The sequence below is a fragment of the bacterium genome (genome assembly GCA_014360495.1).
Taxonomy (GTDB): Bacteria; Armatimonadota; JACIXR01; order JACIXR01; family JACIXR01; genus JACIXR01.
The window spans coordinates 55,555-80,012 of sequence record JACIXR010000002.1; the positions used below are offsets into that span (position 1 = coordinate 55,555).

Annotated in this window: 27 protein-coding genes and 1 tRNA gene; 12 read left to right on the forward strand and 16 right to left on the reverse strand. The window is 46.8% G+C overall.

All coding sequences use genetic code 11. The annotated features are described in order from the left end of the window. Nucleotides 1-10: 10 nt before the first annotated feature. Genes H5T88_01835 through nusA form a run of 4 tightly spaced genes read right to left on the reverse strand, consistent with a single transcriptional unit; the run spans nt 11 to nt 3,497 of the window. Nucleotides 11-289 (reverse strand): DUF503 domain-containing protein, encoded by a 279-nt coding sequence (locus tag H5T88_01835; protein ID MBC7329079.1) that lies wholly within the window; start codon nt 287-289, stop codon nt 11-13. Between the two features lie 11 nt (nt 290-300). Beyond that, entirely contained in the window at nt 301-2,172 is a 1,872-nt protein-coding gene (gene infB, locus H5T88_01840) for a translation initiation factor IF-2 (protein MBC7329080.1), read from the reverse strand. Next, nucleotides 2,162-2,425, reverse strand: coding sequence for a YlxR family protein (locus H5T88_01845; GenBank protein ID MBC7329081.1), 264 nt, complete (start codon nt 2,423-2,425; stop codon nt 2,162-2,164). The genes infB and H5T88_01845 overlap by 11 nt, the downstream gene beginning before the upstream one ends. Beyond that, complete coding sequence (gene nusA / locus H5T88_01850) at nt 2,412-3,497, reverse strand: transcription termination/antitermination protein NusA (protein MBC7329082.1); 1,086 nt, start codon at nt 3,495-3,497, stop codon at nt 2,412-2,414. Before nusA ends, H5T88_01845 begins: the two co-directional genes overlap by 14 nt. A 133-nt stretch (nt 3,498-3,630) precedes the next feature. Between nusA and H5T88_01855 the strand changes: the two genes are divergently transcribed. Then, nucleotides 3,631-4,371, forward strand: a complete 741-nt coding sequence (locus H5T88_01855) for a hypothetical protein (protein MBC7329083.1) — start codon at nt 3,631-3,633, stop codon at nt 4,369-4,371. Nucleotides 4,372-4,378: 7 nt separating this feature from the next. Here H5T88_01855 and H5T88_01860 read toward each other — a convergent pair. Next, nucleotides 4,379-4,454, reverse strand: a tRNA-Pro gene (locus H5T88_01860). Nucleotides 4,455-4,599: 145 nt separating this feature from the next. Between H5T88_01860 and H5T88_01865 the strand changes: the two genes are divergently transcribed. Beyond that, a complete protein-coding gene (locus tag H5T88_01865) occupies nt 4,600-5,076 on the forward strand; it encodes a hypothetical protein (GenBank protein ID MBC7329084.1) in 477 nt (158 codons plus the stop codon). Here the strand turns inward: H5T88_01865 and H5T88_01870 are convergent, their stop codons facing one another. Genes H5T88_01870 through H5T88_01920 form a run of 11 tightly spaced genes read right to left on the reverse strand, consistent with a single transcriptional unit; the run spans nt 5,077 to nt 15,864 of the window. After that, nucleotides 5,077-6,192, reverse strand: coding sequence for a trypsin-like peptidase domain-containing protein (locus H5T88_01870; GenBank protein MBC7329085.1), 1,116 nt, complete (start codon nt 6,190-6,192; stop codon nt 5,077-5,079). Continuing rightward, entirely contained in the window at nt 6,189-6,656 is a 468-nt protein-coding gene (locus tag H5T88_01875; GenBank protein MBC7329086.1) for a 6,7-dimethyl-8-ribityllumazine synthase, read from the reverse strand. Before H5T88_01875 ends, H5T88_01870 begins: the two co-directional genes overlap by 4 nt. Nucleotides 6,657-6,688: 32 nt before the next feature. Further along, entirely contained in the window at nt 6,689-8,623 is a 1,935-nt protein-coding gene (locus tag H5T88_01880; GenBank protein MBC7329087.1) for a GGDEF domain-containing protein, read from the reverse strand. Between the two features lie 9 nt (nt 8,624-8,632). Beyond that, nucleotides 8,633-9,853: a bifunctional 3,4-dihydroxy-2-butanone-4-phosphate synthase/GTP cyclohydrolase II gene (locus tag H5T88_01885; protein MBC7329088.1), complete on the reverse strand. Its 1,221-nt coding sequence runs from the start codon at nt 9,851-9,853 to the stop codon at nt 8,633-8,635. Next, nucleotides 9,846-10,436, reverse strand: coding sequence for a riboflavin synthase (locus H5T88_01890; GenBank protein MBC7329089.1), 591 nt, complete (start codon nt 10,434-10,436; stop codon nt 9,846-9,848). The genes H5T88_01885 and H5T88_01890 overlap by 8 nt, the downstream gene beginning before the upstream one ends. After that, nucleotides 10,417-11,517 carry a bifunctional diaminohydroxyphosphoribosylaminopyrimidine deaminase/5-amino-6-(5-phosphoribosylamino)uracil reductase RibD gene (ribD, locus tag H5T88_01895; GenBank protein MBC7329090.1) on the reverse strand — a complete coding sequence of 367 codons (1,101 nt, stop codon included), beginning with the start codon at nt 11,515-11,517 and terminating at the stop codon, nt 10,417-10,419. The genes H5T88_01890 and ribD overlap by 20 nt, the downstream gene beginning before the upstream one ends. Next, nucleotides 11,498-11,767 (reverse strand): hypothetical protein, encoded by a 270-nt coding sequence (locus tag H5T88_01900; GenBank protein ID MBC7329091.1) that lies wholly within the window; start codon nt 11,765-11,767, stop codon nt 11,498-11,500. The genes ribD and H5T88_01900 overlap by 20 nt, the downstream gene beginning before the upstream one ends. Nucleotides 11,768-11,771: 4 nt before the next feature. Beyond that, on the reverse strand, nt 11,772-13,481 hold the full coding sequence (locus H5T88_01905) for a proline--tRNA ligase (protein ID MBC7329092.1): 1,710 nt from the start codon (nt 13,479-13,481) through the stop codon (nt 11,772-11,774). A 15-nt stretch (nt 13,482-13,496) separates the two neighbouring features. Beyond that, entirely contained in the window at nt 13,497-14,021 is a 525-nt protein-coding gene (locus H5T88_01910; GenBank protein ID MBC7329093.1) for an adenine phosphoribosyltransferase, read from the reverse strand. Nucleotides 14,022-14,023: 2 nt separating this feature from the next. Then, entirely contained in the window at nt 14,024-15,079 is a 1,056-nt protein-coding gene (gene mtnA / locus H5T88_01915; protein ID MBC7329094.1) for an S-methyl-5-thioribose-1-phosphate isomerase, read from the reverse strand. Beyond that, nucleotides 15,076-15,864, reverse strand: a complete 789-nt coding sequence (locus H5T88_01920; GenBank protein MBC7329095.1) for an S-methyl-5'-thioadenosine phosphorylase — start codon at nt 15,862-15,864, stop codon at nt 15,076-15,078. The genes mtnA and H5T88_01920 overlap by 4 nt, the downstream gene beginning before the upstream one ends. 134 nt (nt 15,865-15,998) lie before the next feature. Here H5T88_01920 and efp point away from each other — a divergent pair, with 134 nt between their 5' ends. The 10 genes from efp to H5T88_01970 all read left to right on the forward strand — a co-directional run bounded on the left by efp (nt 15,999) and on the right by H5T88_01970 (nt 24,422). Beyond that, entirely contained in the window at nt 15,999-16,562 is a 564-nt protein-coding gene (efp, locus tag H5T88_01925; GenBank protein MBC7329096.1) for an elongation factor P, read from the forward strand. Nucleotides 16,563-16,642: 80 nt separating this feature from the next. Next, the gene (locus H5T88_01930) at nt 16,643-17,626 is read left to right on the forward strand and encodes a hypothetical protein (protein ID MBC7329097.1); all 984 of its coding nucleotides are present in this window, start codon (nt 16,643-16,645) and stop codon (nt 17,624-17,626) included. Next, the gene (locus tag H5T88_01935; protein MBC7329098.1) at nt 17,620-18,024 is read left to right on the forward strand and encodes a hypothetical protein; all 405 of its coding nucleotides are present in this window, start codon (nt 17,620-17,622) and stop codon (nt 18,022-18,024) included. Before H5T88_01930 ends, H5T88_01935 begins: the two co-directional genes overlap by 7 nt. Beyond that, a complete protein-coding gene (locus tag H5T88_01940; GenBank protein ID MBC7329099.1) occupies nt 18,011-18,364 on the forward strand; it encodes a hypothetical protein in 354 nt (117 codons plus the stop codon). Before H5T88_01935 ends, H5T88_01940 begins: the two co-directional genes overlap by 14 nt. A 1-nt stretch (nt 18,365) precedes the next feature. Beyond that, complete coding sequence (accC, locus tag H5T88_01945) at nt 18,366-19,715, forward strand: acetyl-CoA carboxylase biotin carboxylase subunit (protein MBC7329100.1); 1,350 nt, start codon at nt 18,366-18,368, stop codon at nt 19,713-19,715. A gap of 2 nt (nt 19,716-19,717) precedes the next feature. Further along, nucleotides 19,718-19,900, forward strand: a complete 183-nt coding sequence (locus H5T88_01950) for a DUF2273 domain-containing protein (protein ID MBC7329101.1) — start codon at nt 19,718-19,720, stop codon at nt 19,898-19,900. A 29-nt stretch (nt 19,901-19,929) separates the two neighbouring features. Beyond that, nucleotides 19,930-20,322, forward strand: coding sequence for a transcription antitermination factor NusB (gene nusB, locus H5T88_01955; protein ID MBC7329102.1), 393 nt, complete (start codon nt 19,930-19,932; stop codon nt 20,320-20,322). Next, complete coding sequence (gene folD, locus H5T88_01960; GenBank protein ID MBC7329103.1) at nt 20,306-21,154, forward strand: bifunctional methylenetetrahydrofolate dehydrogenase/methenyltetrahydrofolate cyclohydrolase FolD; 849 nt, start codon at nt 20,306-20,308, stop codon at nt 21,152-21,154. The genes nusB and folD overlap by 17 nt, the downstream gene beginning before the upstream one ends. Then, entirely contained in the window at nt 21,151-23,223 is a 2,073-nt protein-coding gene (locus tag H5T88_01965) for a right-handed parallel beta-helix repeat-containing protein (protein ID MBC7329104.1), read from the forward strand. Before folD ends, H5T88_01965 begins: the two co-directional genes overlap by 4 nt. A gap of 5 nt (nt 23,224-23,228) precedes the next feature. Next, a complete protein-coding gene (locus H5T88_01970) occupies nt 23,229-24,422 on the forward strand; it encodes a hypothetical protein (protein MBC7329105.1) in 1,194 nt (397 codons plus the stop codon). The last annotated feature ends 36 nt before the right edge of the window (nt 24,423-24,458 follow it).

A 24,458-nucleotide genomic window follows, 5' to 3' on the forward strand; every position in this document is an offset into this window, starting at 1 on the left:
CTTAAACCTCCTAAAGTAATTCTATTGAATAATTTATTATCTCTACTCTCGGGTTTTCCCTTATATAATCAACGATTTTATTCAGTGTTCCATTGCATCTTCCTCTATTTGAGGACAAATGGGCTATGCTGATAATTGCCCTCCTCCACTTGGTGTTCCCCTCCTCAATAACAGAGATATTGAACCTTCTCCTAAGGTTATCAACCATACTTCGCATAACCCCCCTCTTATCCTTCAAATTGTTGGCATCTACTATGAACAATTCAATCCTCAATAGACCGATTGTCATTTCTTTCCTCTTTAAACGTTCTGGGCTACCCTCTGCTTAGTGAAACACTCTATTATATCGCCTTCTTGGAAATCTTTAAAGTCCTCTAAAAGGACACCACATTCAAATCCCTCTGCCACCTCCCGCACATCGTTTTTGAACCTTCTCAAGGAACTCAACTCTCCCTCGTGAATAACAGCCTCCCCTCGCCAAACCCTCACCATTTCCCCTCTCACCAGCTTTCCTTCCCTAACATAGCAACCCGCCGCTACCTTACCGTCTGGCAAGCGGAAAAGCGCTCTTACCTCCGCCTTCCCCAGCGATACCTCCATCTCCACTGGGGTCAAAAGACCGAGCAAAGCAGCTCTCACTTCATCTATTAGCTCATAAATTATCTTGTAAACCCTAACATCCACCTTCTCGCGCTCGGCAGCTTTCCTTGCCTTCGCATCCGCCTTACAACCGAAACCAATGACTATCGCATTCGCCACCGAGGCGAGAAGCACATCGCTTTCCGAGATGTTTCCGATGCCGCTATGAATGATGTTTATCTTCGCTTCCTCCTGCTTCAAAGATTCAAGGGCTTGCTTTACTGCTTCCAAAGCACCTTGGGAATTTGCCTTTATCACGAGGCGGAGCTCCTTCTCTTCCTCCCTTTGAAGGCTTTCATAAAGGGTATCCAAGCTCACCCTTCGCACGGGGGCAACCGCAGCGGCTTCCTTCTCTTCCCTTCTCGCCTCGGCTATCTCTTTTGCCTCCCTTTCCGAATCCATTACCTCAAATTTATCTCCCGCTTCAGGTAGGTCGTTCAGCCCCATTATCTCAACCGGTGTAGAGGGTGGAGCCTCCTTCAATTGCTTTCCCCACTCATTGAACATCGCCCTTACCCTCCCATAAGTGCTGCCAGCGACTATAGGGTCTCCTACCCTTAGGGTTCCGTCCTGCACAATAACGGTTGCAATCGGTCCCCTTGCCGGGTCAAGGCGGGATTCTATTACCGTTCCCTTTGCTTTTGCCCTCGGGTTCGCCCGAAGCTCTTTTATCTCAGCAAGAAGAAGAAGCATCTCCAAAAGCTCGTCAAGCCCCTCTCTCCTCAAAGCGGAGATTGGGACACATATCGTATCACCACCCCATTCCTCGGGAATCAACCCCACCTCCGCCAATTGCCTCTTCACCAAATCAACATTCGCATCCGGTTTGTCTATCTTATTTATGGCAACGAGTATCGGGACATTGGCTGCCCTTGCGTGATTAATAGCCTCAATCGTTTGCGGCATAACTCCGTCATCCGCTGCAACCACCAAAACCGCGATATCCGTTACCTGTGCCCCCCTCGCCCTCATAGCGGTGAAAGCCTCGTGTCCGGGCGTATCTATGAATGTTATTTTCTTTCCGTCAACCTCTACCTGATAGGCACCGATCTTTTGAGTGATACCTCCCGCCTCCGAATCCGCCACCTTAGTCTCCCTTATAGCGTCAAGCAAGGTGGTTTTACCATGGTCAACATGCCCAAGGACGGTTACGACGGGCGGGCGAGGCTGTCCCACTTCCTTCTTCTCTTCAACCTCTTTCTCTTCCTCCAAAATGACTATGAAGCCCCTCTCCCTTGCCAACCTCCTGGCAAGGTCTAAGTCTATGACTTGATTCAGATTAAGGGGCACCCCCGCCTCAAGCAAATCGGTCAGGAGAGATGTGGGGGCAATGGAGAGCTTATCCGCGAATTCCTTGACAGTAGTGTTGGGAGTAATAGGAAGAGCTCTTTCCTTTATGAACTCCTTTATAAGCTCTACTTCCTCTTCGCCCAAGGAATCAGGCGAGAGAGAAAGCTGCTCCACTGACCAGAGGATGCTATCCTCGTCAACCTTCATTTCCTTAGCTAATTTCTTTACTATATCACTTGCCAATTGACATCACCTCAATCTCTTTAAGGAGCCGCTGAGAGATAGAAGGGGGTATTTCGCCCTTTATCTTCAAAGCTTTTGCCAGTCTATCCCCTTTAAGCGCCCTCTTAATGCACTCATCGTTATAGCATACATATGCACCTCTCCCTTCCCTTATACCTACCTCTATTCTTCCCTCCTTCGTCCTGCCAATCCTGATAAGGGCGCTCTTGGGGAATTTTTTACCACAGCCTATACAGGTTCTAATCGGCTCCATTTGTTTCCTCCCTCGCAGGAATCTCCACCTTCTCTATCTCTTCCCTTTCCTCGCTTCTTATATCAATGTGCCAGCCAATTAACTTAACCGCTAATCTCACATTTTGTCCCTCTCTCCCGATAGCTAAGGAAAGATGTTCCTCGGGAACGACTACGAGAGCCCTTTTTTCCTCCTCAAAAAGATATACCTCTTTCACCTTTGCTGGGCTTAGGGCATTCGCTATATATTCCCTCATATCGGGGCTCCAGCGAACCAAATCTATCTTCTCGCCCCTCAACTCATTCACCACCGATTGAACTCTCGCCCCTCTCGGTCCAACACAGGTTCCAATGGGGTCAACACGGGGGTTTTTGGAGTATATGGCTAACTTTGTGCGGGAGCCCGGCTCCCTTGCTATCCCCTTTATCTCCACGATTCCCGCCGCTATCTCGGGAACCTCTATTTCAAATAACCCTTTAACTAAATTGGGATGGGAACGAGAGACAACGAGCCTGAGCCCCCTTGAGGTCTCCTCTGTCCTGAGGACATACACCTTAAATCTATCGTTTGGATGATAGTGCTCACGGGGAACCTGTTCTCCGGGAGGGAGAATAGCCTCAGCTCTTCCCACCCTCATATGCACGACCTTGCCGTCCCTTCGCAAGACGATGCCGGTTGTTACCTTCTCCAGATAACGAGCGCATTCCTCCCTTACAAGGCGATTCTCCACCTCCCTTATCCTTTGTAGAAGGACATTTTTCGCCGTCTGAGCCGCTATCCTGCCGAACTCCTTCGGCGTAACATTTATCTCTATGACCTCTCCTATCCTCGCATTTGGCTTTATCTTCCTTGCTTCCTCAAGGGATATCTCAATGGACTTATCAGTTGCTTTCTCCACAACGATTTTATGAGTAAAGATTTTCACCCCAGCGGTGTTAAAATCAATCTCCACACGGAGATTGCCCTCCTCTCCACAGTGCTTGTGGTAAGCACGGATGATTGCCTGCTTTATGATATCCACAAGCACCTCACGAGGGAGGTTTCTCTCCTTCTCCAATTCTCTGACTGCTCTAAGAAGTTCTTCTACCTGCATAGCTTTTCTTTCCTTTTAAATAAGAAGAGTGGGGTATTTCCCACTCTTTCTCATAATGATAATTATAACCCTTTTTAAATTTTATTGCAAATTTCTCGGTTTTATTGTATAATTGCCGTGGAGGGTGAAAATTATGCCAAGAATGTACAAATGCCCTAACTGTGGCACTCTCAATGCTGAGGGTGTGCATCCTTTCCCACTCTGTTCAAAATGCGGAACAAACTTGATATGCTGCCGCTATTGCCGCTTTTTCAATCCCAGAACATTGGAGTGCATACATCCCCTTCAGATGGAGATACAGGCAATCACCGACCCTGACACTATTCCCGCAGGTTGCGACCTTTTCCGTTCCCGTCTGATAGTGGGGGAGGAGCGTTTGAGAAGAAGGGTAGCCCGCACACTTGGAGTGAGCGTTGCTTCCGCTGTTGTTCTTGTCTTACTTCTCTGGGGAATCTTCCTGCGCGCAGGCAGAGCAACAAGGGAATGGGAACTAAATATCGTTTTCCCTCAACAGATTATTCGTGGCTCCTATTTCCTGCTCAATATCCAGCTGAATAACACGGGGAAACAACCCTTAGAGAACCTCGCCATCAGATTCCCCTATGCTTTTTTGACCAACTTTCGTTTGCAAAGCACAGCGCCGATGGTGAACACGGATGTGCGAGGCGATTCCTTCTACTTTTGGCTCCCTTCACCTATTCCCGCTGGGCAAAGTTTCAACTTGCAGTTATACCTCCTACCGATGAGAGAAGGAACTTTTACCGCTCTTTGCGAGCTGTTAAGCGGAGCGCAGGCTATTGATAGCAGATTTTTGCGATTTCGTGTAGCTGCACCAAGCACGACGCCGGGAACTCAACCAGCTACTCCCAGGTAAAATTAACTGGTCGGGGCGAGAGGATTTGAACCTCCGACCTCCTGGTCCCGAACCAGGCGCTCTTACCTCTGAGCCACGCCCCGACCTCTTATAATAATTATAACGATTTTTAGTAGGATTTGTATAATTCCATAACATTTGGGACTCCAAGGGAATTGATTTCCGCAACTTTCCTATCCCCACACTTTTTACTACAAAATCTAAATCAAAAGTTATAATCTTCTTTATATGAGAAAATTTAAATTCTTTCTCGTCGTTTTCTTCGTCCTTCTCTCCCTCATATGCTACCTATTTTTCAGACCTAAACCTCTATCAGATAGAGAAGCGATTATGCAAGTGTTCCAAAAAGGGGTAGTGGGAATAAGAACTAAAGACGCATCTCTCCTTCTTTCCCTCATCTCTCCAAATTACCACGATGATTTCGGCATCACCTTTTGGGATATAAAGCGAAACATTAAAAGAGAACTCAACCGGGCTATCATTCTGGACTTGACGATAGAAGATATCCAGCTCGCTATTACTCCTCCCGATGCCTTGGGGAGATTGAAATGCACCCTCCTAATCCAAATGGAGGATATGTTTCAACCCCTGGTCCTCCCCTTATCAGTTGATGTTTATTTGAAGAAGGAAAGGAAGAGATGGAAGATTATCAGAGTGGAAGGCTACAGCAGTGTAGTGGGACAAATTTACGGGGAAGAGTTTTAGCTAAAAAGAAGGCGGCTGCTCGCCCAACTTAGCTCTCAAAGTGATTTCCTGTCCACCTCGCCAAACCCTCAATACAAGCTCTTCCCCTACCTTCTTCTTAAGCATAGTTTCCACCACATCGTCAGCCTCCTTGACCTCTTTATCATCCATTCTCACGATTATATCTCCCGGCTTCAAACCAGCCTTCTCCGCTGGGCTTCCCTCTATTACGCTCTCAATAAACGCGCCCTTAAGCTGTTGAGGGAGGTTTAGCATAATCTTTGTGGACCTATCAAGGCTTCTGTAGCGGATGCCCAGCCAAGCGTGTGCGACTCTCCCCTTCTCCTCCAGCTCCGGGATTAAGTTCTTGATGGCATCTACAGCGATGGCAAAGCCTATACCTACATTCCCTTCCTCCATTGGGGGAGTGAGAATGGCTGTGCATATTCCAACCAATTCACCAGCTAAATTAACGAGCGCTCCCCCGCTATTGCCCTTGTTTATCGCCGCGTCTGTTTGGATGAGCGTGTGGGCTGCGAGAATCTTCCCCTCTACCCTAAATGGTCCCTTCCTTATCGCGCTCACTATCCCAACTGTTGCGGTATTGGAAAGCCCGAACGGATTACCGATAGCGATAACCCAATCCCCTACTTTCAAACTGCTTGAATTACCAAGCTGGAGATAGGGGAAATTATCCCCCTTTATGCGAAGAAGGGCTATATCCGATTGAGGGTCGGAGCCAACGACTTTGGCAGTGAATTGTCTACCATCAACGAGAGTCACTTTTATTGAGCGAGCTCCACTTATTACATGATAATTCGTGAGGACGAGACCATCAGGTCGTATGATTACACCAGAACCTTTCCCAGCGGGAGGGATTATATCGGGTTCTTCCCCAAAGAAGAGACCAAAGAGTGAGGAAGACGGTTGATAAGTTGTGTCTATGTTTACGACAGCAGGGCCAGCTTTGCTCACCGCTGCAACGAACGGGCTTTCCCCTTTAATCCTTATTGGGATTGAACTCGGCGAGATGCTTACCGTTTGCTTCTCCAGCATCCTCGTGTAAAGATGGAAACAGAGAAGGAAACCAAGCAAAAACACGGCAAGATAAGATAGTGTAATGAGAAATTTCCTCATTTACTCATCTCCTTAAATAGATTTGCCATCTCAAGCGCTGAAAGCGCCGCTTGAAATCCTTTATTCCCTTGCTTTGCTCCGCTCCTCTCTATGGCTTGCTCGAGCGTATCTGCTGTCAAGATGCCGAAGACGACGGGAAGGGAATACTCTAAAGCCACCTGTGCCACTCCCTTTGTAACCTCAGCTGATAGAAAATCAAAATGAGGAGTATCTCCCCTGATAAGACAGCCAAGGCAGATAATTGCATCATATTTCCCCAAGCTCGCCAATTTTTTGGCTGTAACAGGTATCTCAAAGGAGCCCGGCGTCCAAAGGACATCTATATCATCCTCCTGAACATCGTGGCGGATGAGGCAATCCAAAGCTCCCTCAAGCAACTTTTTAGTTATAGCCTCATTGAAGCGGGAAACGACGATAGCAAATCTCAGTCCTTTCCCTATCAGTTTCCCTTGATAAATCCTCATAAAATCACCTTCCTTCTTCAACTTTTAGATTCCTACTTTGAAGAAACAAGGGCAATCCTTCCCTTCCCCTTCTTCTTAGCCTCATAAAGAGCTTGGTCAGCTTTGCGGAGAAGGGCTCTAAGGGTGTTAGCATCTGAGGGAAACTCCCCTATACCGAAGCTCACACTTATCCCTAAACTTTCCTTTATCTTTTTTCTTATCCTTTCCGCCATTATGGCAGCTGCTTCCTTAGAGGTATGGGGAAGAACAATTGCGAACTCCTCTCCGCCCAGCCGTGCAGCATAATCACTTGCCCTAATCTCCTCCCTTAGCAATCTCCCCAGCTCAGCAAGCAACCTATCGCCCTCAAGATGACCATATGTGTCATTGAACTCCTTGAAATTATCTATATCCATTATGGCAAGGGCTATTGGATAGCCATACCTCCTTGCCCCCTTAATATCCCGCCCAATCCTTTGATAGAACATCCTTCTATTGAGGAGCTTCGTTAATTGGTCGTGGAAGGCATACCTTTCCAACTCAGCAATTGAATAAACTCTCGCAAGAATGTTTCCTATCTCATAGCCAATTGCTGATAGGATGCTTAGAGTGTCATCGTTTGGCGGAAGAAGAGAGAGGGTAAATAGAACAAGTATGTGGGTAAGATTTCCTCCCTCAAATATCGGAACACCTATAGCACTTGTCTGGTTGCTATCTAGTTCTCCTTCAATGAAAGCTACACGCCCAGACTTTCTAACCTCCTCATAAACCCTTCTCAGCAGGGAGAAATCAATTTCCCCCTCGCCGAAATGGAAAACAGGAGTACATTCTTCGCTTGTGCACTTGGCTAAAACCAAATCGTTGATTGAGGGGATTATTTCCCGCAGGGAATTGATTAACGTTCTGCCCACTTCCTCAATGTTTATCGCTGTTGAAAGATTAGAGATGAGGCGAGAGAGCACTTCCAGGTAATCTTTCCTCTTCTCAACCAACCTTCCTTTCTCAATCACCTCCAAAACAATCATCCCTTCCGCTACAAAATCCTTCATCTCTTGAAATTCTCTTTCCGTAAAAGGTTTGCTTCCCCATCTCCTAATGAAATGAAATACACCTCTCTTTATGCTATTAATGGTAAGAGGAAAGCTCATCACGCTACCCACTTCAAACTTTTCCACGACATCCTTCAGAATGTTGGGGTAGGTTTTCGCGTCTTTTACAAGGATTGGCTCGCCCTTTTGAAAAACCTCAACTGATAACCCTCCTTCAGCAATGGGAATTTCCCTTTCCAATAGCCTTCTTTCCTCCTCCTCTCCCCTCAGTCCATAGGTTATAGACTGAAATACAAGCTTTTCACCTTCTTCGTCGTAAAGCAGATAAACAACTGCATCCGCTCCGCAAGCTTTCGCTAAAATTTCCAACAACCGGGGAATGGTTTGCTGGTAGGGCATCCGCTGGATGGCAAGGGCGCGGAGAGCGCTGAGGGTTTTTTCTCTGTTCTCCATAAACTTCTGGCTATCGCAGAGAGCACCAGTTGAAAGAGCTATTGTGAATATTGTAGCAATATAGGTTAAGAAATAATGGAATTTCGGAGGGGGAGACATTAGAAGAGCTGCTGAGCCAACTAAAGATGCGTAAACGGAGAAAATCAACGCATCCTTTGTCCCGTGGTCAACTGCGATGAAGATAACTGGAAGGAAGAGGAAGGGATAAATGGGGCTTGCGATGCCCCCACTGGAGCCGACAACCCAGCTTAACAAAACCATATCTAATACATAAAGGAATTTGTTCACCCTCGGGCTTGTCTTCGTTATCCTCTTCCTTTCCAGGCAAACCGCAATAGGAACATATATGGTTGAAACCGCAATCGCTGTTGATAGCTGAGACGGCCTAAATATATCGGTAGCAGAAGGAGAGAGGAACAAAGCACCAACCACCAAAAGATAAACGATGGCACGAGTATAAATTAATATGAGGTCTGCGAAGGTCATATGCCCCTCCTATTCCACCTCCTTCGCCTTTAAAAGATGTCCCATTTTGTTAACCTTAGTTAAAATATAATCCTTATTTTCCTCTCTCATAGGGGTGGTAAGAGGCACTCTTTCCACTATCTCCAACCCATAGGCTGATATACCTACAATCTTCTTGGGATTGTTCGTCATCAGCCTGATTTTTTTGAGTCCTAAATCAAGGAGAATCTGCGCCCCGATTCCGTAATCCCTTAGGTCAGGAGGGAATCCAAGCGCCTGGTTAGCCTCCACCGTATCAAGACCACTATCCTGAAGCTGGTAAGCCTTAATCTTATTGACCAAGCCTATCCCTCTCCCCTCCTGCTGAATATAGAGAATCACCCCTTTTCCTTCCTCGCTTATAATCTGGAGGGCGCGTTCCAACTGGTCGCCACAATCACAACGAAGGGAATGGAAGACATCACCGGTTGTGCAGGAGGAATGGACCCTAACAAGGGTTGGCTCTTCGGGGTCTATCTCCCCCATAACGAGGGCGAGATAAGGCTTGTCATCAACCAAGCTTTGATATGCGATGGCTCGGAAGATGCCGAACCTCGTGGGGAGTGTCGTTTCAGCTGCTCGGAAGACGAGCTTTTCTTTCTTCCTTCTGTATTCAATCAGGCTGTTTATTGTTACGATATGCAAGCCCCACTTCTTTGCGAATTCTATGAGTTGGGGAAGCCGGGCACAGGTTCCATCGTCATTGAGGATTTCACAGATAACTCCTGCGGGATAGAGACCAGCGAGAGTAGCGAGGTCTACCGCTGCCTCTGTGTGACCCGCCCTTACGAGAACACCTCCCTTCTTAGCGATAATGGGGAAGATGTGCCCTGGGCGCGCTAAGTCGCTTGGCTTAGTGGTGGGGTCAATTAGGGCTTTAATCGTCGTAGCCCTATCCTGAGCGGAGATTCCCGTCGTCGTCCCCTTCTTAGCATCCACCGATATGGTAAAGGCTGTGCGATGCGCCTCGGTGTTCTCTGTGGTCATAAGGGGAAGGTCCAACTCCTTTGCCCTTTCCTCCGTTATCGGAACGCAGATAAGTCCCCTTCCATAGGAAGCCATAAAGGCTATATGCTCCGGGGTAACCTTCTCCGCGGCTATGACTAAATCCCCCTCGTTTTCCCTATGCTCATCATCCACGACAATGAGCATCCTCCCCTCTTTTATCTCCTCTATCGCCTTCTCAGCCGATATGATTACTTCCTCATCCATACTTCCTCACCTGCTGGGCATACTTTGAAAGTATATCCACCTCTATGTTAACCAAATCCCCCACCTTTTTTCGCCTTAAATTAGTGTTATTATATGTAAAAGGGATGATAACGACCTCAAAGCCGTCTCTTAAGATATTCGCGATTGTCAAGCTTATCCCATCAACGGCTATTGAACCTTTAGGTGCAATATAGGGACGAAGCTCTTCTTCAACTCCGATTTCCAATCTCATTTCTTCTCCCCTTCTTTTAATCTTTTTAATGCGCCCCACTCCATCAATATGCCCTTGAACGATGTGTCCACCCATCCTTTCGCTAAGAGTAAGGGCGGGCTCAAGATTAACCTCCTCGCCTGCTCTCAGTCTCCCAAGGTTCGTCCGGCTCAGGCTTTCTTGCGAGACATAGAATAACAAACTGTCCTTCCTTTTCTCCATAACCGTAAGGCATACTCCATTAACTGCTATGGAATCCCCAGGCTTCGTCTCCCTGGAGATATCCCTGGCTAAAACCTCAAGGACAAGACCATTGCCCTTCCTTGCTATTCTTTTTATCTTCCCGATTTCCTCAATTATTCCTGTGAACATAGCGTGGATACGCTTCTATCAAGATGTCGTTCCCTATTTTTCTAATGCTATAATAATCTAATTTTATAGCTTGTTGCAAATTTTGACAACCATTCCCTTCAACGCTCGTCTTTGCCTCCCTCCCTCCTATAATAATAGGGGCAATGAAGAAGAGGATTTTATCAACCATCCCTTCTTCCAGAAAGGCGCTCGCCGTTTCTCCTCCCCCCTCAACAAGAACGGAAGCTACCCCTCTTCTACCCAGCTCCTCCAACAATCCCCTTATATCAACCTCCTCCCCCTCGCTCACTATTACCTCTACTCCCCTCTCCTCAAGCGCTTTCATCCAATTAGGCGAAGAAATCCGTGTAGTGAAAACTAAACGCTCTACTCCGGGGCGGAAAACTTCAGCATCGGGGGGAACTCTCCCTTTCCCATCCAAAACAATTCTTTTTGGGTCCCGTCCCATTCCGTGAGCAGAGAGGGATGGATTGTCAAGTAGCACAGTGTTTGCTCCTACTAAAACCGCATCGTATTCGCTCCTGAGCTTGTGAACAAACCTTCTCGCTTTTTCCCCAGTTATCCATTTGGATTCCCCTCTTTTGGTCGCTATCTTCCCGTCAAGCGATTGCGCCATCTTCAAAATAACGAAAGGAACTTTTTCTTTTATGAACTTAGCGTATGCTTCATTCAATCTTCTCGCCTTCTCCTCCAATACCCCCACCTCAACCTCAATCCCCTTTTCCCTCAATTCCTCAACACCCTTTCCGTTAACGAGGGGATTGGGGTCAATCATCCCTATCACAACCCTCTTTATGCCGGCTTCAATTATCGCTTTTGTGCAAGGAGGAGTTTTCCCGTAATGGCAACAGGGTTCCAAGTTGACATAGAGGGTAGCATCCCTTGCCTTTTCTCCCGCTTCCTTTATAGCAAAAACCTCCGCATGAGGCGCACCGAAACGAGGATGGAAACCCTTGCCTACAACCTCTCCTTCCTTAACTATTACCGCTCCAACGAGGGGATTGGGCGATACGAAGCCCTTTCCCTTCATAGCCAGCTGAAGGCAGAGCTTCATATACAATTCATCTTTTGTGTCTGCCATCTTTCCCCAGCGTTTTGTGGATTATCTCCTTCCTTTTGCTTAAGTAATAGCGAGATATCTCCCGCATCTCCTCCAATGCAATAAGAATCAAGAGCAGGGCAAAAATTATGCAGAAGCTCCAATAAATTATGTATAGCTTCCCAAGCTCCGGATTGACAAAGCGCCAACCTATGAAGAGAAGTATCAATAAAAATATAGCGAGGGAAAAGCTGGCAATCCTTAATTTCCTCTGTTTAGGGGAAAAAACCATCTACTTATTCTTCCTTTAACCTTTCCCAGAGGGAAAAGACCCTATCCTCTATCTCCTCCAAACTAACATCTTCTTTTTCCCTCGTCCTCCTCACCCTCAACTCCACTTTATTTTCCGCCGCTTTCCTTCCCACAACAATCTGAATGGGAATTCCTATGAGGTCGGCGTCCTTAAATTTTACCCCGGGGCTCTCCTCCCTATCATCATAAAGAACCGACATCTTTTGTGAGAGCTGGGCATATATTTTCTCCGCGGCTTCCCTCTGCACATCATCTTGGGAATTGACCAAGATTATTATCAGGTCGAAGGGGGCTACGCTTGCCGGCCAGCATAAGCCATCTTCGTCGTGATAAATTTCCGCCACAGCGGATACAAGACGTGAAACGCCCAAGCCATAACAACCCATCACAAAGGGCTTTAACGAGCCATCCTCGTCTTGGAAATATGCCTTCATCTTCTCCGAATACTCCGTTCCGAGCTTAAATATATGCCCAACCTCTATCCCCCTTATCTCCTCCAACTTCCCTTCGCACTTCGGACAAGGGTCGCCCGCTACCGCGAGCCTTATATCCGCCACGAGGTCAATCTTGAAATCCCTTCCCGGCACAACTCCAATAAAATGGAAATCCTCCTCATTTGCCCCCGTGATGAAGCCCCTCATTTTCGCCACTTCCTTATCCGCAACTATTAGGACATCCTCTCTGAGATTGACCGGTCCAGAGAAACCCATAGGAGCGCCAGTGAGCTTTTCAATCGTCTCCCCATCGGCCATTTGAATAGATTTAGCCCCAATCGCTAAGGAAAGCTTGCTCTCCGATAGCTCACGGTCTCCTCGCACGAGGGCAGCGACATATCTTCCATCCGCAATATATAGGAGCGTTTTGACGAGGCGGTCTGGGGTAGTTGAGAGGAAGGAAGCTACTTCTTGCACGGTCTTGAGATTAGGGGTATGGACTTTCCTAAGAGGAACTTCCTCACCTTGAGGAACCTCGCTATCCCCAATAGTCGCAATGCTTTTAGAGGAGGCATAACCACAGCTTCTGCAGAGGATGACCACATCCTCCCCCGAGGGAGTGGGGACAGTGAACTCAAGGGTATATTTTCCTCCTATCGCGCCAGCCTCCGCTTCCAAAATCAAATAGGGTAGCTTCAAACGCTGAAGGATGCGCTCGTAGGCTTGACGCATCTTCTCAAATGATTCGTCAAGCCCCTTCTCGTCTCTATCAAAAGAATAGAGGTCCTTCATAACGAATTCCTTCGCCCGGATAAGCCCACCTCTTGGGCGGGGCTCATCTCTGAACTTCGTCTGGATATGATAGATGAGAAGGGGGAGTTGACGATAGGATTTTATCGTCCTTCTAACGATTTCGACCGATACCTCCTCATGGGTGGGAGCTAAGCAGAAATCCCTTTCCGTTCTATCCTTCAGCTTGAAAAGCTCCGGACCGAAGTTTGTCCATCGCTCGGATTCCTGCCATAGCTCGGCGGGATTTAAGGCTGGCATAAGTATTTCTATCCCTCCCGCCCTGTTCATCTCCTCCCTTACTATATTCTCTATCTTCTTATAAACAGCGAAGCCAAGTGGGAGGAAGGTATAAACGCCAGCAGCTATCCTGCGGATATATCCCGCCTTCAGAAGGAGACGTAAGGAGGGAATATCCCTTTCCGTTGGCTCTTCTCTTAGTGTGGGGACGAAATATCGCGAGAGACGCATCGCTTTTATAATATATTAGTAACGAACCAAAGTCAACACATCATAGCCCTTCAACTTCTCCCTACCACCTAAATAAGTGAGCTCTATTACGAAGGCAATCCCCTCAACCTTCCCGCCAAGGCTTTCAACCAGTTTCGCGCTGGCGAGGGCTGTCCCTCCCGTAGCCAAGAGATCATCCAAAACAAGGACCTTCTGCCCCCTTGTTATAGCGTCTTTATGCATTTCCACTGTCGCCGTCCCATACTCCAATTCGTATGTTTCCTTGACCGTAGCCCATGGCAGTTTCCCTTCTTTCCTTATCGGAACAAAGGGAACGCCCAATCTCAAGCAAAGAGGCATGCCGAAGATGAAACCACGGGATTCAATCGCTGCAACAACCTCAATGCCTTTCTTCCTCGCGAAAGCCTCAAACTCATCTATTATCTCCGATACGACCGCCGGCTCCTTCAGCAGGGGAGTTATGTCCCTGAATATCACTCCTTTTTGCGGAAAATCTGGAACATCCCGAATCAAAGCCTTTATCCTTTCCTCTAATGTCATCTTCATCTACCTCCTTCAAATAGGGACGCTATGCTTTCCTCAAAGGGAGGATAACATACGCCTTTTTCGGTTATGATTGCTGAAATATACCTTGCTGGAGTAACATCAAAAGCGGGATTGATTACCTCCACATCAAATGGCAGGAGCCTTTTCCCTTTGATATACAAAACCTCCTCCTTACTCCTTTCCTCAATCGGAATTTCTTCTCCGCTCGCTACTTTTATATCTATCGTAGATAAGGGAGCCGCTACGAAAAACGGTATTTTATGCTCCTTAGCGAGTATAGCAAGGGTATAGGTGCCGATTTTATTGGCGGTATCCCCATTCCGAGCGATTCTATCCGCTCCCGTTATAACAACATCTATCTTCCCCTTGCTCATCAAGTAGCCAGCCATAAAGTCGGAGATGAGTGTGGCAGGGATTCTGTCCTTTGTTAGTTCAAAAAGAGTGAGGAGACCTTGAAGGCGTGGGCGGGTCTCACAGGCATAGACTCTTACCCTTTTCCCTTCCTCTACTGCCATCCTCACAATGCCCAGAGCGGTCCCATACCACACTGTTGCAAGCGAGCCAGCGTTGCAGATGGTAAGGACATTCGCGCCATCTTTGATTAATTCAGCGCCGTTTTTGCCTATAGCCCTGTTTATTTCTATATCCTCCTCCCACATAAGTTTTGCCTCCTCTAAAAGGGCTCCCTTTATTTTCTCCACTCCTTGCCCTTTCAATTCTTTCGCCTTCTTTATCATTCTTTCAATTGCCCAGAAAAGGTTATAAGCTGTGGGTCTAGTGCTTCTCAAGAGGGAAGCCGCTTCGTTCAATCTGAAAAATAGCTCCTCCTCATTCCCCTGAAAATCCCTAACAGCAAGGTAGATTCCGAAAGCGGCCGCTACACCTATCGCTGGAGCCCCCCTGACATTCATATCCTTTATACATTTAGCCACATCTTCTGCCCTATTGCATTCTATAAAAACGAGTTCTTCCGGGAGTCGAGTCTGGTCTATCAAAAGAAGACAATTATCCTCCCATTTTAATGTGGGAGGGAGCTCCCATTTATGGCTCATACAATCGCTCCCTTTAGAGCATCCTTGCAGGGGCAAGTCCTCTCATCAGGCATATTCTCTATCATCGTATAGATTAACCTCTTTACCTTTTCGTTATTCTCCTTGAATACCCTCGTTACCTCCTCCGCCGAGACCGGCTCCACTTGCCCAACCAAGCCAACATCCCAATCAGTTATAAGAGCTATACTCACATAACAAATGGCTAACTCCCTTGCAAGCGTTACCTCGGGATACTGGGTCATATTTATCACTTCCCAACCCATCTGGGTAAACCACTTTGACTCCGCCTTTGTTGAGAAGCGAGGTCCTTGAATGACGACTACCGTTCCCGTTGGATGGTAGGGAATTCCAAGTTTTTGGGCGCATTCAATTGCCAATTTGCGGAGCTGAGGGCAATAGGGGTCGGCGGTGGAAATGTGGACCGTTGTTGGTCCATCGTAGAAGGTATCAATTCTTCCCCTCGTTCTATCAACGAATTGGTCGCAAATAACGAAATCCCCTGGCTTTATATGGGGTTGAAGGGAACCAGCAGCACAAGGGGCGATTATCCTCTCCACCCCTAAATGGTGGAAAGCCCAAATGTTAGCCCGATAATTTATCCTGTGGGGAGGAAGGGAATGGTCTCTTCCGTGTCGGGGAAGGAAAGCTACATCATAATTCCCAATTCTTCCAATCGTCACTTTATCGCTGGGCGGACCATAAGGCGTATCCACCTTAATCTCCTCATATTCTTCAAAAAGGGAGTAAAAGCCTGAGCCTCCGAAAACACCGATTTTCGCCTTCATAATTGACCTCCTTTCACTTTTAAAAAGATTATAAAATCAGCTTGAGTTAGACAAGTCAAAAAACGCTATCGCAATAAAATTTGACATAACTTCTCCTTTAAATTAAAATTGAATTGGAAGGAGGAGAAGAGAATATGCCCCTTGATTTAGGAGATATTAGACCTGGCTTGACGATAGAATACGAAGGCGAAGTCTATTATGTCCTCGGCGCCGAACACGCCAAGTTAGGAAGAGGCGGTGCTTTCGTTCGCGCTCGTTTAAGAAATATTAAGACAGACGCAGTTATAGATAAAACCATAAAACCGGGTGATAAGTTTGACCTCGCCTTCATAGAGAGAAAAAGCTTGCAATATATTTATCACACTGGGGATGAATATGTTTTTATGGACCCTGAAACTTATGAGCAAATCTCCCTTCCCTCCTCCCTTCTTAGCCCAATACTTTATTACCTGAAGGAAGGTGTTGATTTCCAGGCGGTTATTTATGAGGGGAAAGTGATCGCCGTTGAGCCACCTATAACAGTCGATTTGGAAGTCGTGGATACGGAGCCTGGCGTAAGAGGAGACACAGCTTCTGGTGGAACAAAGCCCGCTACTTTGGAGACCGGCTTGGTCGTTCAGGTTCCACTCTTCATAGAGAAAGGGGATATCGTGAGAATAGATACAAGGACCGGTGAATATGTGGAAAGGGTGAGATAAAAATAGGATATAAGAAAATAAGGTGGGAATATACAGTTTCACCGTTTTTTATCGGTCTGCTAATTGGGGCTCTTCTGCTTATGGGTGGCTCTTCGTTCTATATTATTTATGGCTTCGCACGTGGCTACATCCCCAATCTAACCTCTTTCCTCCCTCAATTCCAACAAGTAATCCTCTATAAGTTCAACCTCGCCTTGAAGCTTTTCTCCGTAGGTTTCTGTCTCCTTCTCTTTGCTTTTCTCCTTCGCTATACCTTCTCCTTTGAATTCAGTTTCCTTCTCCTTTTAACTGCCCTTTTCTTATATTTTGCCATCCCCTATATATTCGGCGCTTTCTATTCCACGAGAGCATATAACCCGGGCATTGCGTCACTAATCCGCAATTCCCAGCTTCTCGGGGAAATAGCAGGGGTTCTTGCTGCCTTACTTGTTATCGTGGATATCGGCGTTCTCATACATAATCGGATAGGTAGAAGGGAAATCGTTTTTGAGAAAGAAGCTCCACTTGCCCGCAGGAGAAAATTCTCCCTCTCCCGCCTTCTAATGCCTTGCTGGGAAACCCCTTACTGTCGCGACTTTTTAAGGGATTTCTGCCCCTCCTATAACCAGAAACGCAGCTGCTGGAAAGTCGGGGGCGGTTGCCTATGCGACGAGGCAATCGTCAACCGCCTGTTGGAGCAAACAAGCGTTAGGGGGGCAGAAGCTACACCCTCATTGAGTAGAATTACCCAGCTGATGCAAAAGAAAAGGGACTGCAAACGCTGCCCAATCTATCAGGAACATCAAAGATGTAAGTATCAACTCGCAGCTCCCTTCGTTCCTCTCTTTGTCATCGCCATATTTTGGTTTGGTAGAGGTGGCATCCATCATCATTACCTCAATATAGCTAAATACATTGACAATCTCTTATCAAATCTCACCTATCTCCCCACAGGGGTGGGACAAGTATATGGCACGCTCTCTACCCCTTGGTTGGAAACTATCATCCTCGTCATCTTTGCCCTATTTCTCATTGGTATTCTCCTCCATCTTTTAGAATACTTTATCTTCAGCATGGAATGGTGAAAATGATTGAGCCGGAATTCATAAAACAAATAATCTCCCTCCTTGAAGACACCTCAATTGAAGAGTTAGAGCTGGAATGGGAAGGCAAGAGGGTAGTGATAAGACGACCAGCCACCCAAAAGGAAATATTTACAGACACAAAGGAAGAGGTAAAGAGCCCTCCAATTGAGGTGGTAGCTAATGCTGTGGGAATTTTCTATCCAAATGTTGCGGAGGGAAGCAGGGTCAAGGAAGGAGATAAGATTGGTGAGGTGGAGACATTGGGGATAAGGGAGGAGATTCTTGCCCCTGCAAACGGAGTGATTGAAAATCTTCTCAAGGAAGGAGAAATAGTTGAATATGGGAAAACTATATGTATCATAAAACAAGAGGAGGTCAAAGATATTGAAGAACGATAGGCTTATCACTCTGTTCATGTTCATAGCACTTGTCATAGTTGGATTTGGGCTATATTTTGCTATTCAAAAGGCACAAGCCCCGAACGAGCCTTCGTTTGAAGCAAATCAGTTAAAAGAAAGCGACATAAAGGATTTGGAATGTATTAACAATTTGCGTCAAATAAGGCATGCGATCACGGCATATATGGCTGACCATAATAACAGCCTCCCCCGTTCATTAAAGGACCTCTCCCAGTATGGAATCACGAGCGAGATGCTGAGGTGTCCCGTGGGAGGCGAACCATATTTATACAACGAGGGAACCGTTACCTGCCCTCATCCCGGGCACGAGAAATACTGATATGTTTAAGAAGATATTGATAGCAAATAGAGGCGAAATAGCGATAAGGATTATAAGGGCTTGCAAAGAGCTCGGGATAAAAACCGTCGCCATTTATTCAGAAGCCGATAAGGATAGCCTCCACAAGGAGTTAGCGGATGAGGCTATCTGCGTGGGTCCGCCTCCGGCAAGGGATTCCTACCTAAATATCCCTCATATATTGAGCGCTGCTATTATAACGGGAGCGGAGGCCATTCATCCGGGATATGGATTTCTCGCTGAGAATTCTTCATTCGCTCGCCTTTGCGAGCAGTGCCAACTAAAGTTCATCGGTCCCTCTCCCGAGGTAATTGAGGCTTTCGGGGACAAAACCAATGCTCGTAGGATAATGAAAAATGAGGGAATTCCCGTTGTTCCTGGAACCGTGGAAGCCTTGAGCGACGAGGAAATGATTAAGTGGGCTAATATAAACGGCTTCCCTGTTATGATAAAGGCTTCCGCAGGAGGTGGAGGAAAGGGAATGAGGGTGGTAGAGAGCCTTGAGGAGCTTTTCCACGCCTTGCCTGCTGCCAGAGCCGAGGCGGAAGCAGCTTTCGGTGATGGAAGGCTATACTTGGAAAAATTCATCAGGAGACCACGCCATATAGAGGTGCAGATACTCGCAGATTTGCATGGGAATGTCGTTCACTTGGGAGAAAGAGAATGTTCAATCCAAACCCCTTCCTATCAGAAGATGTTGGAAGAGGCACCCTCACCTGTAGTGGATGAAAAGATGAGGGAGAGAATGGGGGAAACAGCTATAAGAGCGGTTAAAGCCTGCGGATACCACACTGCGGGAACGGTGGAATTCTTGGTGGACGAAGACCTTTCTTTTTACTTTATGGAGATTAACACACGCGTTCAGGTGGAACATCCAGTCACCGAGATGATAACGGGTATAGATATCGTGAAGTGGCAGATATTGACCGCAGCTGGGGAAAAGCTTCCCTTTAGACAAGAGGATATCTCCTACAGAGGGCATAGCATAGAGTGCAGAATAACAGCAGAGGACCCTTACAGGAATTTCGTTCCCAATGTAGGGAAGGTAAAGAAGCTTATTTTACCGGGTGGACCCTGGGTTAGAGTTGATACCTATCTCTATGAGGGATACGATATTCCTCCCAACTATGATGCTCTCTTGGCAAAATTGATAGTTTGGGGAGAAAACAGGGAAGAAGCGATAAAAAGAATGCGAAGGGCGTTGGATGAGTTTATAATAGAAGGAGTGAATACAAACATAGAGTTCCACAAGGAGATACTTTCCTCCCCTGATTTTAAGGAGGGAAGGACATATGTTGGCTTCGTTAAAGAACTTCTCGAAAGGAGGTATTGAAAGTGGATAATAAAGGAATCTGGGACCGCTATAAAGGTAGAATCGTTGGCTCCTTAGCGGGAGCTGTTGTAGGACTTCTTGCCCTCTCCGTGGGCTGGAAAACCCTGCTCTTCCTCGTGTTTGCCGCTATTGGCTATTTCCTTGGTCTCGTGATTTGGGATAAGGAAACGACAAGCAAACAATAGCCTTGCGCGCCAAGGCCAGGGAACTTACTTTGAAATTGTTATTCCAAATGGATGTTGGCGGACAATCTGTTGAGGAGGTTTTGCGTTTAGCAAAGATAAATATCAAAGCGAGCGAGGAAGTCTGGAACTTAGCGAGGGAGAAGTTGCTCGGTATAGTGAAAAATCTCCCCCAAATAGATGAAAATCTGCGGGAATTTACAAGGGAATGGGGAGATATAGATAGACTAACATATATTGATAGAAACATCCTTCGTATCGCTACCTATGAACTCCTTTATGAGGATGAAACCCCAACGGGAGTGATTATCGCGGAAGCTGTGAAGCTGGCTGAATCATATGGAACGGAGAATTCAGCCCGCTTCGTCAACGGTGTCCTTTCCAATATGGCAAGGAAATTGAGAAGCGATGGCGAAGATACTTGACGGTAGAAGCTTAGCAAAACAGATAAGAGAGAACCTCAAGCTCAAGGTTGAGGAATTGAGAAATAAGGGTATTGTACCTTCCTTAGCTGTAGTCCTCGTGGGAGAAGACCCTTCCTCAATCGTTTATGTAAATATGAAGCGCAAAGCATGCGAGGAAGTGGGCATAGTTTCTCATCTCTTCCACCTCCCAGCTAACTCCAAACAGGAGGAGGTTATAGAGCTGATAAATGATTTAGGGGAAAGAGAAGATATAAATGGCATCTTGGTTCAACATCCCCTCCCCAGCCATATTGACGAGCTCAGCGTTTTCTCGGCGATTCCCCTAAACAAGGATGTGGATGGACTATCTCCCCTGAGCTTGGGAAGGCTTACATTCGGACATCCCGTTTTCGTATCCTGCACCGCATTGGGAGTTTTGGAGCTTCTGAAGCATTATGATATACCCATAGAAGGAAAAGATGTTGTGGTTATGGGGAGGAGCATAATCGTGGGCAAGCCAATCGCTCTCCTTTTGCTTCAAAATAACGCCACCGTGACAATCTGCCATTCAAAAACAAAAGATATTTGGGAAAAAACGAAAAAGGCAGATATATTGGTGGTCGCAATAGGGAGAGCTGAATATGTGAAAGGAGAACATATAAAAGAGGGAGCGGTGGTCATAGATTGCGGATACAATAGACCTCCTGAGGGGGGCAAGGATGTAGGCGATGTCCATTTCCCCTCCGCTGAAAAGGTGGCAAGCTTCATCACCCCCGTTCCCGGGGGTGTGGGACCAATGACAATTGCAATGCTCTTGAAAAACACAATCAAAGCCGCGGAGGTGTCATTATGAACTCCAATTTTTATCTACTGCTTTTAGCCGTTTTCCTCTTCGCCTGCTTTTCCCAAGCGGAGCAAGTTATCTCCTTCTATGTCTCCCCCAAAGGCAACGATGCTTGGTCGGGCAAATTGCCCACTCCTAACAGAAATAAAACCGACGGTCCCTTCGCCACCATTGAGAGAGCAAGGGATGCGATAAGAGAGCTGAAGGAAAAACAGGGAGGAAAGCTGAAGCAAAAGGTAAATATCTATATAAGAGGCGGAACTTATTTCCTTAAGGAAGCATTCGTCCTCACTCCAATTGATTCGGGAACAAAGGAACATCCAATCACCTATTCCGCTTATAGAAACGAGAAACCGATAATAAGCGGAGGAAGAATTATAACGGGCTGGAGGAAGGAAAAAGTAGATGGAAAGGAACTATGGGTTGCGGAGATACCAGAGGTTAAGGAAGGGAAATGGTTCTTCCGAGAGCTTTGGGTGGGGGAGAAGAGGTTACAAAGGGCAAGACATCCCAATAAAGGCTATCTTCAAATTGAGAAGCCTCCAACAGTTCAACAATGGTTTCAAGCAAACGATTTTTACTTCAAAGAAGGAGACATAAAATTCCACCCTTCCCTTAAGGATGCCGAGGTCATTGCGATGGCTCTTTGGGCGGAATCCCACCTCCCAATAGCCCATGTGGATGAAAATAGCAAGAGGATTCTCTTCGGCAAGAAGATTGTTTTCCCTCCCCAAGCTGGCGACCCTTACTATATTGAGAACGCCCTCGTTTATCTTGATTCTCCCGGTGAATGGTGTTTGGAAAGGGAAACGGGTAAGCTTTATTACATTTCCGATAAGAACGAAGAACCAATGAAAAAGGAGATTATCGCTCCATACCTTACCCAGCTCGTTCGCCTTGAGGGGAAGCCAGAGGAAGGAAAATTCGTGGAATATGTGGTCTTCAAAGGCTTGACCTTCAGTCACTGCGAGTGGTGGTTCTCACCCCAAACTCACCCAACCTGGTGGTCATCTGCAGAGACAGAGGTGGGGGGGTTCGCCCAAGCTGCTTGGGGCGTTCCGGGAGCGATTTATGCCGAGGGGGCTCGGAACTGCACCTTGGAGAATTGTTCCATCAAACATATCGGAAATTATGGTGTGGAATTTTCCAGAGGATGTAAAGGTAATTCAATAATATTCTGTGAGGTATCGGATATGGGAGCGGGAGGGGTGAAGATTGGTGAGCCTACAATAAGGAAGGATGAGAGGGAACAAACCGGCAATAATAGGGTGATGAATTCTCACATCTATAACGGAGGAAAAATCTTCCATAGCGCCGTAGGAGTATGGGTTGGACAAAGCTATGGAAACATTATTGCCCGTAATTCCATCCACGATTTTTATTATTCCGGATTATCTATAGGCTGGACTTGGGGCTATGGTGAAACGCTGGCGAGGGATAATCTGATAGAGGGAAACGAGGTGCACCATATCGGCAGGTTATCAAATGGGGATGGACCAATTTTGAGCGATATGGGCGGCATCTATACTTTGGGAGTTCAGCCGGGAACAGTCATTCGTCTGAATTTATTCCATGATATAGCAGGTCTCCATTACGGGGGATGGGGAATCTACTTTGATGAGGGAAGCACCCATATCCTCGCAGAGAAAAACATCGTCTACAATACAACTCATGGCGGCTTCCATCAACATTACGGTAAGGAAAACATAGTTAGAAACAACATCTTCGCCTTCGGAAGAGATGCACAAATTCAGCGCTCCCGACCAGAGGAACACACGAGCTTCTTCTTCCAACATAACATAGTTTATTGGAAAGAGGGAGCGTTATTCGCTGGGAATCTCGGCGATTTCCATTTCGTGTTTGATAACAATCTATACTGGAAAGTGGGAGGAGGCGATATATCCTTCGCTGGAATGACCTTCTCCCAATGGCAGGAGAAGGGAATGGATAAGAATTCACTAATAGCCGACCCTCTATTCGTGAATCCCGACAAATTTGATTTCCGCTTGAAGGAGAATTCGCCCGCCCTCAAAATCGGCTTCGTTCCCTTCCAAATCCCCAGGGTTGAAAAAAGGTGAGAAAAATGCCCGGATTAACAGACCATTTCATCGTTCGTTATCTTATTGAGACAAGCGGGGATTTAAAGGAAGCAAGCGAGAGGATTGCAAGGGAGGAAACAACAGGCAAATGGGTGGGCAAAGGAGAACCCACAGAATTGTTCAAGAAATGTCAGGGAACTGTTGTGGAAATAGAAGAGCTGGGAGAGGGAAAGGGAATAGCCAAGTGCGCCTTCCCCTTGATAAATTTCCTGGAAGACGAAGACCCCTTTACCGCTTTTTGGCTTTTCGCCACAGGCGGACCAGCTTTTGAGTTCAGGGATATTGAGTGGGTGAAGATTTTGGATTTTGAATTTCCTGAAAAGATGTTGAGGAGATTCCCGGGTCCCAAGTTCGGTTTGAAGGGCATGAAAGAATTGGTGGGCATTGGCGATGATGACTTGCTTTTGGGGATGTTCGTCAAGCCCTGTGCTGGTTTGTCCGTTGAAGAAGTTGCGGAGAGATGCAAGGAGGCAGCTATTGCTGGGGTTGATATCGTTTCCGATGATGAGAAGATGGCAAATCCCGACTATTGCCCTCTGGAAAAGAAAGTGAAAGCAGTGAAGGAGGCAATTAAGGAGGCGGAGAGAAGGGTTCTCTATTTCGCCCATATAACGACTTCGCCAGATAAAATAAGAGAAAGGGCTTATAGGGCGATAGAGGCTGGAGCGGATGGCTTGATGATTCACATCCTTGCTTCCGGTTTTCATTCCCTCTCCATTTTGGCTAAGGACAAAAACATAAATGTCCCAATTTATGTTGAGAGCGGAGGGCGCTCCATCTACGATAGGTTGCCCAATTGGGGATTTACCAGTTCCGCCTTCGCAAAATTGGTTCGTCTTCTCGGGGGAGACGCACTCCAAACAGGGGTTGTAGGAGGTTATCTCCGTCCCGATGTTGATACAGCAAAGGAGATGACGAGGGTTATGCGAGAGCCTTTAAACGGAATCAAGGACTGTGCGCCAGCGATAGCGGGAGGATTGAAGCCTTCTAATTTACCCGATAATCTTGCCGTTTTCGGGATTGATGTGTTCGCGGTTGCGGGAGTGGGGATTCTCTCCCACCCCTTGGGAACGAAGGCGGGAGTGAAAGCTATGAGGCAAGCCGCGGAGGCATTCCGCCTCGGAATCCCTTTGGAGGAATATGCAAAGGAACACGAGGAACTCCGCCTCGCCCTCTAATGCCTTCCAAACTTCTCTATTTCCACCCGCAGGACT

Bases quoted from the DNA above. Each gene is read 5' to 3' on its own strand.
- H5T88_01935 (MBC7329098.1), top strand. From the start codon at position 17,620: ATGGTGAAAATGATTGAGCCGGAATTCATAAAACAAATAATCTCCCTC.
- efp (MBC7329096.1), top strand. From the start codon at position 15,999: ATGCCCCTTGATTTAGGAGATATTAGACCTGGCTTGACGATAGAATAC.
- H5T88_01900 (MBC7329091.1), bottom strand. From the start codon at position 11,767: ATGGTTTTTTCCCCTAAACAGAGGAAATTAAGGATTGCCAGCTTTTCC.
- H5T88_01890 (MBC7329089.1), bottom strand. From the start codon at position 10,436: ATGTTCACAGGAATAATTGAGGAAATCGGGAAGATAAAAAGAATAGCA.
- H5T88_01845 (MBC7329081.1), bottom strand. From the start codon at position 2,425: ATGGAGCCGATTAGAACCTGTATAGGCTGTGGTAAAAAATTCCCCAAG.
- H5T88_01835 (MBC7329079.1), bottom strand. From the start codon at position 289: ATGACAATCGGTCTATTGAGGATTGAATTGTTCATAGTAGATGCCAAC.
- H5T88_01855 (MBC7329083.1), top strand. From the start codon at position 3,631: ATGCCAAGAATGTACAAATGCCCTAACTGTGGCACTCTCAATGCTGAG.
- accC (MBC7329100.1), top strand. From the start codon at position 18,366: ATGTTTAAGAAGATATTGATAGCAAATAGAGGCGAAATAGCGATAAGG.
- folD (MBC7329103.1), top strand. From the start codon at position 20,306: ATGGCGAAGATACTTGACGGTAGAAGCTTAGCAAAACAGATAAGAGAG.
- nusA (MBC7329082.1), bottom strand. From the start codon at position 3,497: ATGCAGGTAGAAGAACTTCTTAGAGCAGTCAGAGAATTGGAGAAGGAG.
- mtnA (MBC7329094.1), bottom strand. From the start codon at position 15,079: ATGAGCCATAAATGGGAGCTCCCTCCCACATTAAAATGGGAGGATAAT.
- H5T88_01965 (MBC7329104.1), top strand. From the start codon at position 21,151: ATGAACTCCAATTTTTATCTACTGCTTTTAGCCGTTTTCCTCTTCGCC.
- ribD (MBC7329090.1), bottom strand. From the start codon at position 11,517: ATGGCAGACACAAAAGATGAATTGTATATGAAGCTCTGCCTTCAGCTG.
- H5T88_01920 (MBC7329095.1), bottom strand. From the start codon at position 15,864: ATGAAGGCGAAAATCGGTGTTTTCGGAGGCTCAGGCTTTTACTCCCTT.
- H5T88_01905 (MBC7329092.1), bottom strand. From the start codon at position 13,481: ATGCGTCTCTCGCGATATTTCGTCCCCACACTAAGAGAAGAGCCAACG.
- H5T88_01885 (MBC7329088.1), bottom strand. From the start codon at position 9,853: ATGGATGAGGAAGTAATCATATCGGCTGAGAAGGCGATAGAGGAGATA.
- H5T88_01930 (MBC7329097.1), top strand. From the start codon at position 16,643: ATGGGTGGCTCTTCGTTCTATATTATTTATGGCTTCGCACGTGGCTAC.
- H5T88_01875 (MBC7329086.1), bottom strand. From the start codon at position 6,656: ATGAGGATTTATCAAGGGAAACTGATAGGGAAAGGACTGAGATTTGCT.
- H5T88_01910 (MBC7329093.1), bottom strand. From the start codon at position 14,021: ATGACATTAGAGGAAAGGATAAAGGCTTTGATTCGGGATGTTCCAGAT.
- H5T88_01880 (MBC7329087.1), bottom strand. From the start codon at position 8,623: ATGACCTTCGCAGACCTCATATTAATTTATACTCGTGCCATCGTTTAT.
- H5T88_01970 (MBC7329105.1), top strand. From the start codon at position 23,229: ATGCCCGGATTAACAGACCATTTCATCGTTCGTTATCTTATTGAGACA.
- H5T88_01870 (MBC7329085.1), bottom strand. From the start codon at position 6,192: ATGAGGAAATTTCTCATTACACTATCTTATCTTGCCGTGTTTTTGCTT.
- H5T88_01865 (MBC7329084.1), top strand. From the start codon at position 4,600: ATGAGAAAATTTAAATTCTTTCTCGTCGTTTTCTTCGTCCTTCTCTCC.